Below are 12,354 nucleotides of genomic sequence, written 5' to 3' on the forward strand. Positions count from 1 at the left end.
TCATGACCGCCGTTGCCACGTACCGGTATCTCGGGTCTGCCGTCCTGCGTCCCGACGGGCTCGCCCTGCAGACCAGTGGCGGTCCGCTGGCTTACCCTCGGTTCTCCGCCGGTTTCCTCACCACGCCCCGGGCCGCCGCTGGTGGCCTGCTCGCGGTCGCCGAGGGCGCCCGCACCCGCCACCACCGGCCCGTCGACCCGCCCGGCTTGGACCCGGTGGTGACCGGCAGCCGCGACCGGTTGCGTTTCGAGTCCTTCTCCGGATCCTGCGGCGTCTATGCCCGGCTCGACGTGCTGTCGACCGGGATCGACGGCGAGATCGTCGCGCATGGCACCACCACCAATGTCGTCGTCAACCCGCCGCTGCGGCAGGCCCTGGCCCGGGGCGGCGGCGTCGACCCGCTGCGCCTGTCGGCCGGCCCCGACGACCTCACCGTCTCCACGATGGACGACAGCGTGGCGGAGAAGAAGGTTCCGCTGCCGCCACGCGGGCTGCGCGGCTTCACCGAGGTGCACGTGCTCGCCGCCGACTTCGCACCGCGGGCCGAGATCACCGCTGCTGACGCCGCAGTCTTCCTGCGTCGGCTTCCGGCCGGCCCTGACCGGTCGGTGCCGGCCGGCCGTACGCTGCGGCTGACCACCCGGCCGACGCCCGGCGCGGTCTGTCTCGCCGGCGCCGGTCGGCTCACCGCGCTCCGCGGGATGCGCCGCTTCGCGAAGACCCTCCGGGTGTACGGCCCGCCCGTCGCCGCCGATTCGCTGCCGACGCCCGGCACCCGGGAGCTGGACACCGATGAGCTGCGGCTCTCGCCCATGCTGTCGCCGGAACTGTACCGCGGGTTCTCCGGCGAGGGCGCGACCTTGACCGCGCTCGCGAGCGACCATGTCGTCGACGACGCTGACCTGGTCGGTGCCCTCCTCTCCTGGGATCCGATCATCGACGTGGCCGGACTCGCCACCGCGACCGGGATCGATTCGGGCCGGGTCCGGGCCGCCCTGGCGCAGCTCGGCACCGCCGGTCGGGTCGGCTACGACGTGTCGGAGGCGGCCTACTTTCGCCGGGTGCAGCCGTACGACGCCGGCCGTGCCGAGCGGGACAATCCGCGGCTGGTCGGGGCACGGGCGCTAATCGAGGCGAAGGCGGTGGAGATCGACGGCGCGGTGGCCACGGTACGCGGCGGCGACGAGAGCTACCGGGTCCGGATCCACCCCGACGGTCAGCACAGCTGCTCCTGCCCCTGGTGGACCGGACACCATGGGCAGCGCAGTCCCTGCAAACACGCCCTCGCGGTCTCGATGCTCGTGGGCGGGGCGGAGGTCCCGGCGTGACCACGGAACTGTTCGACCTCATCCACAGGGGCGGGGTCGACGAGATCACGGTGGCGCTCACCGGCCTCGACGAGTCGCGACGGCGCCAGATCGGCATCGAACTGGTGGCGTACGTCCGCAAGCTCCGGGACAACCGGTGGGCCGGCCGGGAGGCGACTGCGCTGGCCGTCGCCGCGGTCGGCGCTCTGCCGAGCGCGGCGAAGGTGGCCGAGCTGCTCGGCCGGCAGTCGGTCTCGCTCGACGAGGAGGACGGGCCACCGGTGGTCCGGATGGCGCGGCACCGGGGCGTCGACTGGCTGCCCGAGCTTGCTCACCGGCTGGCAGACCGGCTGCCCCGGACGGATCCGTGGTTCGCCACGCGTTTCATCGCCCACCTGCTCGTGGCGGACCAGGCCGCGCCCCCCACCGACGAGCGGTTCGTCACGGGCTGGGCCGGCATGTTGTCGTGGCCGCCGCGACGGGAGCGCGATGTTCCGCTGCTCGACCGGCTCCGCACCGATCCGTTCCTCGACACGCTGCTGCCCCGGCTGTTCGAGGTGGACGGCCTCGGCACCCGGCTGGCGTTCGACGACTTCAAGGCCGGGGAGAGCCTCGCTCTGCCGTCCGCGCTTGCCCGGCTCGTCGCCGAGGGCCGGCTGGACCGGACGGTGCTGCTGCGGAGCTGCTTCGACCGGTTGGTCCGGGGCGACCGGGCCGCCGCGTTGCGCCCGTTCGTCGCCCTGCACGACCTGCTCGCGCCGACCCCGGCCGAGTGCGCCGAACACGTCGCCGACTACCTGCGACTGCTCGCCGACGGCCCGGGTCCGGTGGCGTCGATGGCGCAGCGGGCGTTGCGCGGACTGCCGGAGGTCGAGGTGGAGGCCCTGCTCGACGCGTCCCGGGCGGTGCTGGCCCGGCCGGATAAAGGGCTGGTCCGTGCCCAACTCAACTGGCTCGACCAGCTCGCCCGGCAACGGCCGGACCGCGCCGCGGAGATCGCCACGGTACTCGGAGAGGGCGCCGGGCATCCCGCGTCCGACCTACGGGACCGGGCCGCGACGCTGGCGACCAAGCACGGGGCGGCACCGGCCCCGGCACCGACGGCGGTTGAGCACCGGGGCGACGAGCTGCCGGCACCGCCGGTCCTGGCCGCCGCGCCTTCGCCGATCATCGACCCGGACGAGTTGGTCGAGGAGGCCGCCGTCCTGCTCGGCGGCGAGTCGGCCATACTGCCGTTGGAGCGGGTGCTCGACGGCCTGGCCCGGCTGGTCGGTGCTGACCAGCCCCGACTCGCCCGGAGCCTGAGAGCGGTGGTGGACCGGCTCCCGGACCGAAGCTTGGAGCACCCCTGGGATCCGTGCTGTGTGCACGGTCAGGTGGCCGGGTTGCTGCGGGCGGCGGTCGACGCCCCCGACGCCGCCGCGCTGCGGGCCCGCTGGGCCGGCCTGCTCGCCGCACTCCGCCAGGCGGGACCGCCGGATCCGCGGGTGGCGCCGCCGCACTGGCTGCTCCGGCTGCGCCTCGCCGAACTCGGCACGCAGCTCGGCCGGTCGCCGGCGGGTGTCGGCCTGCTCGCCGCGCCGACCGCCGCCAACGGCTCCCTCGACCCCGGGGTGCTGTATGAGCGGGTCGCCGCGCTCGGTGACCGGGAGCCGGGGCACTGGGACCTCACCCAGGCCCTGCTGCGGCTACCGCCCGTTGTCGACGAGGCGTCGGCCGCGCGGGCGGCGGCGCTGGGTACCCCGGCTGGCGACCGGCTCGCCGTCTGGCTGCGTACCCCCGGCGTTCCGGAACCCCTCGCCCGGCCGGTCACCGTGTTCTTCAACTCCCGGGCGGTGTCCTTCTTCGGCATCCCCGGTGGGTCGACGCGGCGCACGGTGGTCGAGATCAAACCTCCGGAGAGCCCGGAGGGTGAGCGGTTCGAGGATCCGTTGCGGCTGCTCTCCGGCTGGCAGGCACGGTTCGACAGTCCCTGCGCCATCTGGTCGACACTCTGGCCGGCGTTGCTCCCGGGCTACCGGGGCCTGGTCGCCACGTACGCCCTGCCCGACATCGCCAGCGCCGCCGACCAGGAGACCCGGGGCGCCGCGGCGGTGCTGCCGCTGCTCGCCGAGAGCGCCGGCCACGGCGGCGTCGCGCTGGACCTCGCCCTGACGTACGGGCTGGGGGCCCGGCACCGGTCCGACCGGGCCGCCGCGCTCGACGCCCTGCTGATCCTCGCCGCCGCCGGGGACCTCGACGCCGAAGCGGTCGGTCGGCAGCTCGGTACGCTCGGCGCGGCCGGGATGCTCGTCCTGACCCGGGCCGTCGAACCGTTGCGGGACGCGGCGGCGGCCGGTGCCCCACTCACCACCTGGCGACTGCTCGCCGCCGCGCTGCCCGCGCTGCTGACCGCACCGACGCCACCCCGGGGCACCCCGGACCTGCTCACCCTGGCCGTCGAAACGGCGACCGTGACCGGGGCCCGGATCGAGGTTCCGGGCCTGGCCGAGGTGGCCGCGCGTCGTGGCTCGAGCCGGCTGGTCACCGAGGCGCGGCGGCTCGCCACGGCGTTCGACCCCGGGTGAGTGCGGGCGGACAGGGACGTGACCGGAAGGACGCGGTGTCCCGCGGTCTCCGGTCGCGGCACGCGCCTGAGTCGCCCGGCCGGGACGACTGCCGAAGTGCCCGCTCCCCAGATCGCAAGAAGATGACTCCCAGTCTCAGCTCGACCTCGATCAGCGCCACATGCGCGTCGGCTTGGTGACTGAACGTCATCATCTGGCGCGGTCGTGGTCGAGATGTGTAGGAGTACGACTGCCGCGGCGACGATCTTCCCGATACGCCATGGATTCAGGCAGACGTTGCGCAGTGCCCTGAAGGTCATCTTCAGCATGGCGTTGGCGCGTTCACCGATGGCCCGCAGACCGTTGTGGGCCTTGTTGAACTGCTGTTCGACGGGTGTCAGGTCGGCTTTTTTGGGCGCCACGGTGAGGGTGTCGGCTTCGCCCTCGGTAACTGATCAGGTTGCACGTGTGCGTGGCACGAACGTCGGTCGTGCGCTGGTCACGGGCGGGCTGCGTCGTTGAGGTGTGCAAAGGTTTGGCGCCAGTTGGCGTACCAGGCCGCGAACCATGGGTGCCGGTCGGCCAGCGGTAGGATCGTGGTGACCGTTTCCCGGTAGTACGAGGCGCGTTTGGCTGGTCGGGGGTGGGTGTCGAGGCGCTGAACGTTGCTCAGTCGGTCGGCCAGCTTTAGATATATCGCGTCGTCGGGCGCTTTGGACAGTCGGGCGAGGTAGCGGGCCCGCGCGGTGGCTGGGTCGTGGCCGGGTTCGGGGTTCGGCTTGGTTACCCAGGCGACGAGTGCGGCGACGCGGGTTCCGAATCGCTCGCGTACCTCGTCCAGCTCAGTGTCGGTGTCTTCGACTACGTCGTGCAGGACGGCGGCGACCAACAGGTCGGTGTCGGTCATCGCTGCCCCGGTGGTTAGCACCGCGACCGTCTCCAGCAGGTGCTCAAGGTAGGGTTCGCCGGCCGGCCGGGTCTGGTCACCGTGGCGTTCGGCCGCGAAGGCCACCGCGTTGTCCAGGGCGGCCAGTGTGTCACCGGCTAGCCGGTTCGACAGCTCGGTCCGAAGCGACGCCCATGCCTGTACCGGCCCGAAAGTCTGCAGAGTGTGTACGCCCATGACGGTAACTGTAGATTGTTGCGTCCACGGGTAACGTCCTTGGCTTATCGACGTCGGTGCGGCGCCTGACTGGCACCACGGTTTCGCCGATCCCGGATAAGGCGGTCTGGTTGGGCAGGACACAGGTTCTCGTCGGAGTGGCGGCTTGATCGTGGGATTCTGGTCATGAGGATGGGCGGGTGCCTGTCCATCGATCCATTGTGGAACTGCTTGAGCGGCTTGCGGTGTTGGAGGCGGCGCTTGCGGAGCGGGATGCGCGGATCGAGACGTTGGTAGCGGAGAAACGCGGAGTTGCGGCGCCGGTTGGGGCAGAATCCGCGGAACTCGTCGAAGCCGCCGTCGTCGGAGGGGTTGGACAAGCCGGCGCCCAGGTCGCTGCGGAAGCGGTCGGGTCGGTCAGCGGGGTGGGCAGGCCGGGCATGAGGGTCATACGCTGCGGCAGGTCGACCGTGTAGCTGCCGAAATGCCGTCCGCGCAGGTCAGGCGGCATGCTCGTACTCGTGGAGGATGCCGCCGAGGCGGTCACGTCGGCGGATGTTCAGATGGGCAATTCGGTACGGATCGGTGATCGGTTCGGGCAGCGGCGCGAGTGGCCGGGCGTTCGCGATGCCTTGATGCGGCCTGTGTCCGTTGTAGAAGATCTCGAACTCGCGTAGCGCGTGCAGCAGATGTCGCTGGTTGAAGATCAGCGTCCGGTCGAGCAGCTCGTGCCGGCATGTCCGCACCCAGCGTTCCATCACGACATTCATCCGGGGAACGCGGACACCGCTGCGCACGAGCGTGATCCCGGCGTCGGCGAGGACGGCGTCGAACAGGGCCGGGTACCTGCCGTCCCGATCCCGGATGAAGTACCTCACCTGGCATCCCGCGTCCTCGAGGTCCATGACGAGGTTGCGGGCGGTCTGGGCCACCCACGCGGCGGTCGGGTGCGCGGTCGCGCCGAGGACACGGACACGGCGGCTGGCGTGCTCGATTACGGCGAGGATGTACAACCTGGTGCCGGTCAGCGTGATGGTCTCGATGAAGTCCGCCGCCACCAGCGCGTCGGCCTGCGAGCGCAGGAACTGCGCCCAGGTGGTGGCGACCCGGTCCGGGGCGGGGTCGATCCCGGCGGCGCGCAGGATCTCCCAGACCGTGGAGGCGGCGACCGTGACCCCGAGGGTGAGTAGTTCCCCGTGTACTCTCCGATAGCCCCACGACGGGTTCTCCTCCACCAGGCGCAGCACCAGTGCGCGGATCGAGCGGATGGTGCGTGGCCGGCCCCGTCGGCGAGGCCGCGACGTGGCCGCGTGGTGGCTGGCGAGCCTGCAGGTCACGGTGCCAGCGCAGGATCGTGTCGGGCCGCACCAATAACCGCAGGCTGTGCAGGGTGGGTCTCGGAAGGCGGTGCAACAGCGCGGCCAGCCAGGCCCGGTCGGCTGGATCGAACCGGACTCGCTGCCCGTCGAGCCGGCGTTGCAGCACCGCGAGCTGGTGGCGCAGGGCGAGGATCTCCGCGTCCTTGTCCCGGCCGCTGCCCGGCAGCAGCCGCAGCAACGCGAACGCGTTGGTGATACCCAGGTACGCCAGTCGCAACAGCATGAAGCGGCATCATCGCGTAGTCACCAACGACGATAAATGAGGGGACAGGGGAGGAGCCGACCAAGATCTGCTCCGAAGATCGAGATGCCTGCTGACCAGTACGAACGTATTTCTCGGCAGGAACAAGGCGCTGGGCCCGCGGGCGGCCGGCACCGGTCGGTGGGGCGAAATCTGGGTGGAGATTACCTAGTTGTCGTGGACGTGCTCGGGCTCTTGCTCAGATCGGTCTACCCCACGGCCTGTCCGCTAGCAGGGTGCCTGTGAGGGTGTCGTCAGAAGGCGTGGGTGACGGTGACGGTGACGTTCGAGCACGAGTTGGCGTAGCTGGTCAGGGCGTTCTTCTCGGCGGTGTCGACGGTGAGCCGCCACCGGGTTTTGACCGCGGTCCGTTCGGCGACGTAGCGGCAGCGTTCCAGGGTTGGCATCCAGGGCGTGGGGGCCTGGCCGCCCTTGGATCTGAACCAGCTCGAAGTCGTTGACGGTGACGAGTGGCGGATGTGCGATTGTGTCGGACCACACCTTTGTGATCATGAAGCTTCCCGCGGGCCTTCTCGCCGTGGACCGAACGTCGCGCCTACCGGTCGGTTGAGGGAAGCCCGTTTGGTGGTGTGTCCTCCGGCAAGGTGAAACCTGAGCGATTTTCCTTTCCTGTCTGAGATTTCCGCTGACCGTGACTACCGTGAGGTTCGGGCGATCAAACAATTCACTGCGGCAACGGAGCCCGGCCGCCATCGGTCCACGCGCCGCTCGGCGGCGCTTCCGACCGGTTGCGGCTTCGGGCCGGGTCGCGGTTGGCAGCCACGCACATCTGCGCCTTCGGAAACCACTGACCAACGAGGGAGAAACACATGCTCGGTATCTCGCTACGTCGGCCGAAGATCATCGCCGCGACGCTCGTCGCCGCAACGTTCATTACGGTGCTCGGCTCAGCCACCCCACAGGTGTTCGCGGACGGCGGTCCGCGATCAACCCCCAACGAGGTGCATGACACCAGGCCGACCATCGTCCTGGTGCATGGCGCCTGGGCCGACGGCTCGAGCTGGAGTGGGGAGGTCCGCAATCTCCAGGCACGCGGTTACGAGGTTCAGGTTGCGCCGCAACCCAACCGAGGGCCGACGATCGACAGCGGCTACCTGAAGGACTTCCTGTCCACCATCGAGGGTCCCATCGTGCTCGCGGCCCACTCGTACGGCGGCTTTGTGGCAAGCGATGCCGCGACCGGCAACAGCAACGTCAAGGCACTCGTGTTCGTCGACGCCTTCGCCCCAGACGAAGGGGAGACCGTGGCAGAACTCACCGCCGGCTCCGGCTCGGTGCTTGAGCCGGCCTTGACCGATCCCACGAGCGTTTTCAAGCTCGTGCCGTTCCCTGGTGCCCCGGAAGGTGCGGTCGACGCGTACGTCCTGCCGGAGGTGTTCATCACCGGCTTCGCCAACGATCTGCCTCGGCCGCAGGCGGCGGTGCTCGCCGTATCCCAAAGCGCCCTGGCCACGAATGCCCTGACTGAGCCGGCCACCGAGCCGGCGTGGAAGACGATCCCCTCATGGGCAGTGATCGGTACCGAGGATCGGGTTATCCCGCCGGCCAGCCAGGAGGCGATGATGGAGCGAGCGGGGGCCAAGATTACCCGGATCGACGCCTCTCACCTGGGACTGATCTCGCATCCCGACGAGGTCACCGAGGTCATCCTGGAGGCGGTCCGGGCGACCGTCTGACGGTACCTCGTGACATCGGCAGCAGCCGTGGCCGTGTGGGCCGAACCGGCCCCGCGCGGCCACGGTGACCGCGATACCTGAAAACCCGGTCGGTACGCCGTTCACCTCGGGGTCCGGTACAGAAAGAAAGGGCCGGCCGTGGCATCGCGGTGAGCGATGCCACGGCCGGTTGTCGTGTCAGTTGGTCGCCTTGGCGGCGGCCTCGATCTGGTTGGTGACCGCGCCCGTGTCGGTGATCATTGACAGGTGGGGGGCGTTGATCTCGATGGTGTGTGCCTTGGCCCTCTCGGACATGGCGATCTGCTCGGCGGCAGGGATGACGTCGTCCTGCTTGCCAATTACCGACCACGAGGGAATGGTGCGCCAGGCCGGCTCGCCGGACTCCTCGAACAGGGCGTTCGACGCCAGGGGGCGCTGCCGGGCGGCCAGCACCGCCACGTCCTTGGCAGGAATGGTCTTGTCGGCGAACGCCTTGCCGAAGATCGACGGCTTCACGTAGAAGTTGGCAACTCCCTCGTCGGCGCCGGGGATCGCGACCTGGTCGAAGACGGTGGACGGTTCGGCCGCGAAGACCGAGCCCGGCACGGCCGAGGTCAGCGAGTACACGGTGTCGTGCTGGTCCGGGATGTACGCGTCGACGTACACCAGGGCCTTGACCTTGTACCGTTCGGAAACTCGGTCATGGCCTGTGAAGTGCGGTTTTGTGTGACGTCGGGCGTGTGTTGATGGCCATGCTGACGTCCATGATCCTGTCGCGTGGGTACCTGTTTCTGTGTCAGATCATGCAGTTGATCGTGCTTGCGTTGCGCGGCGATCGGTCCAAAGAGGTCGAGATCCTTGTGCTGCGTCACCAGGTTGCGGTCCTGCTTCGGCAGGTCAGCCGTCCGGATCTCGAGCCAACGGACCGGGCAGTGTTGTCGGTGTTGTCGCGTCTGCTGCCCCGACCGCGGTGGGCGAGTTTCTTCGTCACCCCGGCCACGCTGTTGCGGTGGCACCGCGACCTGGTCGCCCGGAGGTGGACCTACCCGAGGCGTCCGGGCCGCCCATCAACTCGAGGGGAGGTGCGCAGGCTGATACTACGGCTGGCCGAGGAGAATCCGACCTGGGGCTGCCGGCGGATCCAGGGCGAGATGGGGGCTTACCCCCGGATCTTGGACACGGAGTTTATGCGGCCGGGGCCAGCGTAGTCGGTGCCGGTCGGGTGGTCTTCTCGTAGGTGATCGGGGATTGCTGTCCGAGTCGGGAGTGGCGTCGGACGGTGTTGTAGCGGTGGGAGCCACCGGAACGCGGTGAGTCGGGCTTGCCGTTCGTCGGTGAAGGCGCGGCGGCCCTGGAGGGTTTCGCGTTTGAAGGTGGCGTTGAACGATTCGGCCGCGGCGTTGTCGGCGGAACTGCCGACCGCGCTCATCGACTGCCGGACCCCGGTCGTGGTGCAGGCGTCCGCGAACGCCTTCGACGTGTATTGGGCTCCGTGATCGGTGTGCATGATCACCCCGGCGAGGCTGCCCCGGGTACGCCGCGCGGCGTGCAGGGCGTCGATGACCAGGCCGGTACGCATGTGATCGGCGATCGCCCAGCCCGCCAGCCGGCGGGAGTGCAGGTCGATGACGGTGGCCAGGTAGAGGAACCCACCGTCGCCGACCGGCAGGCACGTGATGTCACCGACGTAGCGCCGGTTCGGTGCGGGGCGGTGAAGTCCCGGCCGATCAGGTCCGAGGCCTTCGCCGCGGCCGGGTCCGGCACCGTGCGTGGTACGCGTGCGGCGGCCCAGCCGCAGGCCCTGCACACCGAAGCGGCGCATCACCCGGGCGACCCGCTTACGGTTGACCGCCAGGCCGGCGTCGCGGAGTTCGGCGGTGATCCGCGGCGCCCCGTAGGTGCCGTCGTGGGCCGCGTGCACCGCCCGGATCCGGTCCGCGAGAGCGACGTCCGTGGCCTGCCGCGCCGCCCTGGCCGCGGCAGTCGACCGCCAGTGGTAGTAGCTGGACCGGGACACCCCGAGAATCTGACACAACCGCTTCACGCCGTGGCGTGGTTGGTGATCGGCGACGAACTGGAAGCGGTTCACCAGCGCGTCTCCCCGGCGAAATACCGGGCCGCCTTACGCAGGATGTCGCGTTCCTCCTCCAACTCCCGGACCCGTCGACGCAACGCGGCGTTCTCGTCCTCGACCGAACCAGCCGCCTGCGATCCCACCGCCGACGCCGCCGGCCCGGCCGCGAACGCGGCGACGGCAGTGAACTGGCTGCCGGCCTGTCCCGCCACTGGCGCGACCGGTTCGACACGGACGAGTTCGCAATCGTGGGCTCAACCTTGATCGTTGGAAACTGGGCCGACGCCGCCGAGACGGTGTCTGATCGACAGTACGTCGGAATCGACCTCGGCACTGGGGCGCAGAAGTGGCGAACGACGTTGCCAGCCGGGGTGACCCCGATACTCATCGGTCCGGTGGCCCGCGATGCCCAGCGCGTGCGGATCCTCGACTCGACCGGGTTGGTTGTGTACGACCTCGACCCGGCCGCCGGGCACACCGAGAAGACGGTGGCCCTCGCGAACCCGTTCACGGTGAATGACTTGGCCAACGCGGAATTCTTTCCGAAGATCCTGGGCGGCATGCTCGTGCTCTGCCCGCAGGCGGCCCAGTTCTCCACCGTCGCCGTCGGATTCCCCATTGGCGACTGATCGCCAAACGCTCGCCCACTGAATCTCAACGAAGGGAAAGTGAATCGTGACCAGGGAAGCTGACGTCCACGCAGACATCAGGAAGGGGGACAAGGACACCGTGAGCGGCCACCGAGGGGTGATGACTTTCGCGGTACTGCTGGCTGGTGTTCTGCTGCTTGGCCGCGGCGGCGTCAAGCCGGGCAGCGCGGGTGTCACCTTCAGCATCCGCAGCGCCCGCTGGAAGAACCGCCGAGCCGCAGCGGCGTCCCGTCGGGCCGAGACGAGGACATCGATGACCTGCCCGTACTGGTCGACGGCCCGGTACACGTACCGCCATACGCCATTGACTTTGACGTACGTCTCGTCAACGAACCATCGGTCGCCCGGTGAGTGGCGGGTGAAGCGGGCGGCGTCGGCAAGCAGTGGGGTGAACCGCTGCACCCATCGGAAGATGGTGACATGGTCGACCTCGATACCACGCTCGACCAGGAGTTCTTCCACGTCGCGGTAGGACAGGTTGTAACGGAGGTACCAGCGCACAGCGACCACGATCACCTCGGCCGGAAACCGAAACCCGGCGAACGCCGACCTGGGCGGCGACCATCGGGCTCGGGAGCTCGAACGCTTCACGCACCAAGCGTGCCTCGTCCCTGGCAACCACCAGTGCAACGGACCCGCCGAGCGCATCGGCCAGCTCGGCCGCCGCGCCGGACCGCCGGCCATTGGGACATTTCACGCGGTATCGGGGAGGATGCCGATCGAGAAGCCGGCGATCTCGGAGAGCCGGCCACGCCACAACGTGGTCCCCTGACTCGGCATTACCCGGGAGCCCGAGACATACCGTGCGTTCACGAGGTGGATGTAGCCGTATCGCAGCGTGGCCACAACTTGATCTTCGTCGTCATCCGGCTTCGCGATTCCGCTCATCAGTTCCCCGAGGTATTCAGCGAGACTGCGTGCTTCGGGGGTATCCGTCGAGGCCTCGACGAAGTCACCCAGTTCTCGGAACCACCGGTCTCGTCCAATCACGGTGCCCGTGACGATTCCGCCACTGACGTTCAGCGTGACTCCGATTGAGACGTTATCTTCCTGGGCGATCCGAGCGAGGATCTGGAGTGCCAGGTCGGGACGAGTTTTCGTGTAGTCGGGGGTCGGATCCTGGTCGGCGTTCGTCGATTCCGTCATGAGGCGTCCCCTACTCTCGGTTACGAGGATGTCGAGCGTGTTCACCCTATGCCGAGGGTCAACTCGGGAGGCTGGCCGGCCGAGGAAGTCGCGGCCGGCGTCGCTCGAATGGTCGGCGGTCTTGGTGTGCAGGGTCAGCACGCTCAGGTGCCGACCGTCCGGGCCGAACAGTCTGTCGGCGCCGCGTGAAAACTGACCCCGTGGTTCCGGTTGAATTTTGACCCCCTCCGGAA

12 protein-coding genes and 1 pseudogene are annotated in these 12,354 nt (G+C 69.3%); 4 read left to right on the top strand and 9 right to left on the bottom strand.

Annotated features, from left to right (window positions below; genetic code table 11):
- The first annotated feature begins 2 nt into the window (after nt 1-2).
- Together ACFP2T_RS27265 and ACFP2T_RS27270 are read left to right on the top strand one after the other, a co-directional pair.
- Nucleotides 3-1,328 (top strand): SWIM zinc finger family protein, encoded by a 1,326-nt coding sequence (locus tag ACFP2T_RS27265; RefSeq protein WP_377426360.1) that lies wholly within the window; start codon nt 3-5, stop codon nt 1,326-1,328.
- A complete protein-coding gene (locus tag ACFP2T_RS27270; protein WP_377426363.1) occupies nt 1,325-3,874 on the top strand; it encodes a DUF6493 family protein in 2,550 nt (849 codons plus the stop codon). Before ACFP2T_RS27265 ends, ACFP2T_RS27270 begins: the two co-directional genes overlap by 4 nt.
- Nucleotides 3,875-4,107: 233 nt before the next feature.
- Here the strand turns inward: ACFP2T_RS27270 and ACFP2T_RS27275 are convergent.
- A pseudogene (locus tag ACFP2T_RS27275) lies at nt 4,108-4,275 on the bottom strand (transposase family protein); the annotation flags it as partial.
- A 77-nt stretch (nt 4,276-4,352) separates the two neighbouring features.
- Nucleotides 4,353-4,976: an HD domain-containing protein gene (locus ACFP2T_RS27280; RefSeq protein ID WP_377426364.1), complete on the bottom strand. Its 624-nt coding sequence runs from the start codon at nt 4,974-4,976 to the stop codon at nt 4,353-4,355.
- 200 nt (nt 4,977-5,176) lie between these two features.
- Between ACFP2T_RS27280 and ACFP2T_RS48170 the strand changes: the two genes are divergently transcribed.
- Nucleotides 5,177-5,431, top strand: coding sequence for a hypothetical protein (locus ACFP2T_RS48170; protein ID WP_465264272.1), 255 nt, complete (start codon nt 5,177-5,179; stop codon nt 5,429-5,431).
- 24 nt (nt 5,432-5,455) lie between these two features.
- On the opposite strand, the gene ACFP2T_RS27290 is transcribed toward ACFP2T_RS48170, so the two are convergent.
- Together ACFP2T_RS27290 and ACFP2T_RS27295 are read right to left on the bottom strand one after the other, a co-directional pair.
- Complete coding sequence (locus ACFP2T_RS27290) at nt 5,456-6,292, bottom strand: integrase core domain-containing protein (RefSeq protein ID WP_377426368.1); 837 nt, start codon at nt 6,290-6,292, stop codon at nt 5,456-5,458.
- Between the two features lie 537 nt (nt 6,293-6,829).
- The gene (locus ACFP2T_RS27295) at nt 6,830-6,982 is read right to left on the bottom strand and encodes a hypothetical protein (RefSeq protein ID WP_377426371.1); all 153 of its coding nucleotides are present in this window, start codon (nt 6,980-6,982) and stop codon (nt 6,830-6,832) included.
- Between the two features lie 423 nt (nt 6,983-7,405).
- Between ACFP2T_RS27295 and ACFP2T_RS27300 the strand changes: the two genes are divergently transcribed.
- Complete coding sequence (locus tag ACFP2T_RS27300; RefSeq protein ID WP_377426373.1) at nt 7,406-8,272, top strand: alpha/beta fold hydrolase; 867 nt, start codon at nt 7,406-7,408, stop codon at nt 8,270-8,272.
- 177 nt (nt 8,273-8,449) lie between these two features.
- Here ACFP2T_RS27300 and ACFP2T_RS27305 read toward each other — a convergent pair whose 3' ends face one another.
- From ACFP2T_RS27305 to ACFP2T_RS27325, 5 genes are all read right to left on the bottom strand, one after another.
- Complete coding sequence (locus ACFP2T_RS27305) at nt 8,450-8,920, bottom strand: alpha/beta fold hydrolase (RefSeq protein ID WP_377426387.1); 471 nt, start codon at nt 8,918-8,920, stop codon at nt 8,450-8,452.
- A gap of 490 nt (nt 8,921-9,410) precedes the next feature.
- On the bottom strand, nt 9,411-10,340 hold the full coding sequence (locus tag ACFP2T_RS27310; RefSeq protein ID WP_377426376.1) for an IS3 family transposase: 930 nt from the start codon (nt 10,338-10,340) through the stop codon (nt 9,411-9,413).
- Nucleotides 10,337-10,537, bottom strand: a complete 201-nt coding sequence (locus ACFP2T_RS27315) for a hypothetical protein (protein WP_377426378.1) — start codon at nt 10,535-10,537, stop codon at nt 10,337-10,339. Before ACFP2T_RS27315 ends, ACFP2T_RS27310 begins: the two co-directional genes overlap by 4 nt.
- 42 nt (nt 10,538-10,579) lie before the next feature.
- On the bottom strand, nt 10,580-11,566 hold the full coding sequence (locus ACFP2T_RS27320) for an IS6 family transposase (RefSeq protein ID WP_377426380.1): 987 nt from the start codon (nt 11,564-11,566) through the stop codon (nt 10,580-10,582).
- 102 nt (nt 11,567-11,668) lie between these two features.
- Nucleotides 11,669-12,354: hypothetical protein (locus tag ACFP2T_RS27325; protein WP_377426381.1), on the bottom strand; the 686-nt coding region annotated here is incomplete at its 5' end.

It is taken from the genome of Plantactinospora solaniradicis (assembly GCF_042658085.1).
Taxonomy (GTDB): domain Bacteria; phylum Actinomycetota; class Actinomycetes; order Mycobacteriales; family Micromonosporaceae; genus Plantactinospora; species Plantactinospora solaniradicis.

Bases quoted from the DNA above. Each gene is read 5' to 3' on its own strand.
- ACFP2T_RS27295 (WP_377426371.1), bottom strand. From the start codon at position 6,982: ATGCCAACCCTGGAACGCTGCCGCTACGTCGCCGAACGGACCGCGGTC.
- ACFP2T_RS27300 (WP_377426373.1), top strand. From the start codon at position 7,406: ATGCTCGGTATCTCGCTACGTCGGCCGAAGATCATCGCCGCGACGCTC.
- ACFP2T_RS27265 (WP_377426360.1), top strand. From the start codon at position 3: ATGACCGCCGTTGCCACGTACCGGTATCTCGGGTCTGCCGTCCTGCGT.
- ACFP2T_RS27280 (WP_377426364.1), bottom strand. From the start codon at position 4,976: ATGGGCGTACACACTCTGCAGACTTTCGGGCCGGTACAGGCATGGGCG.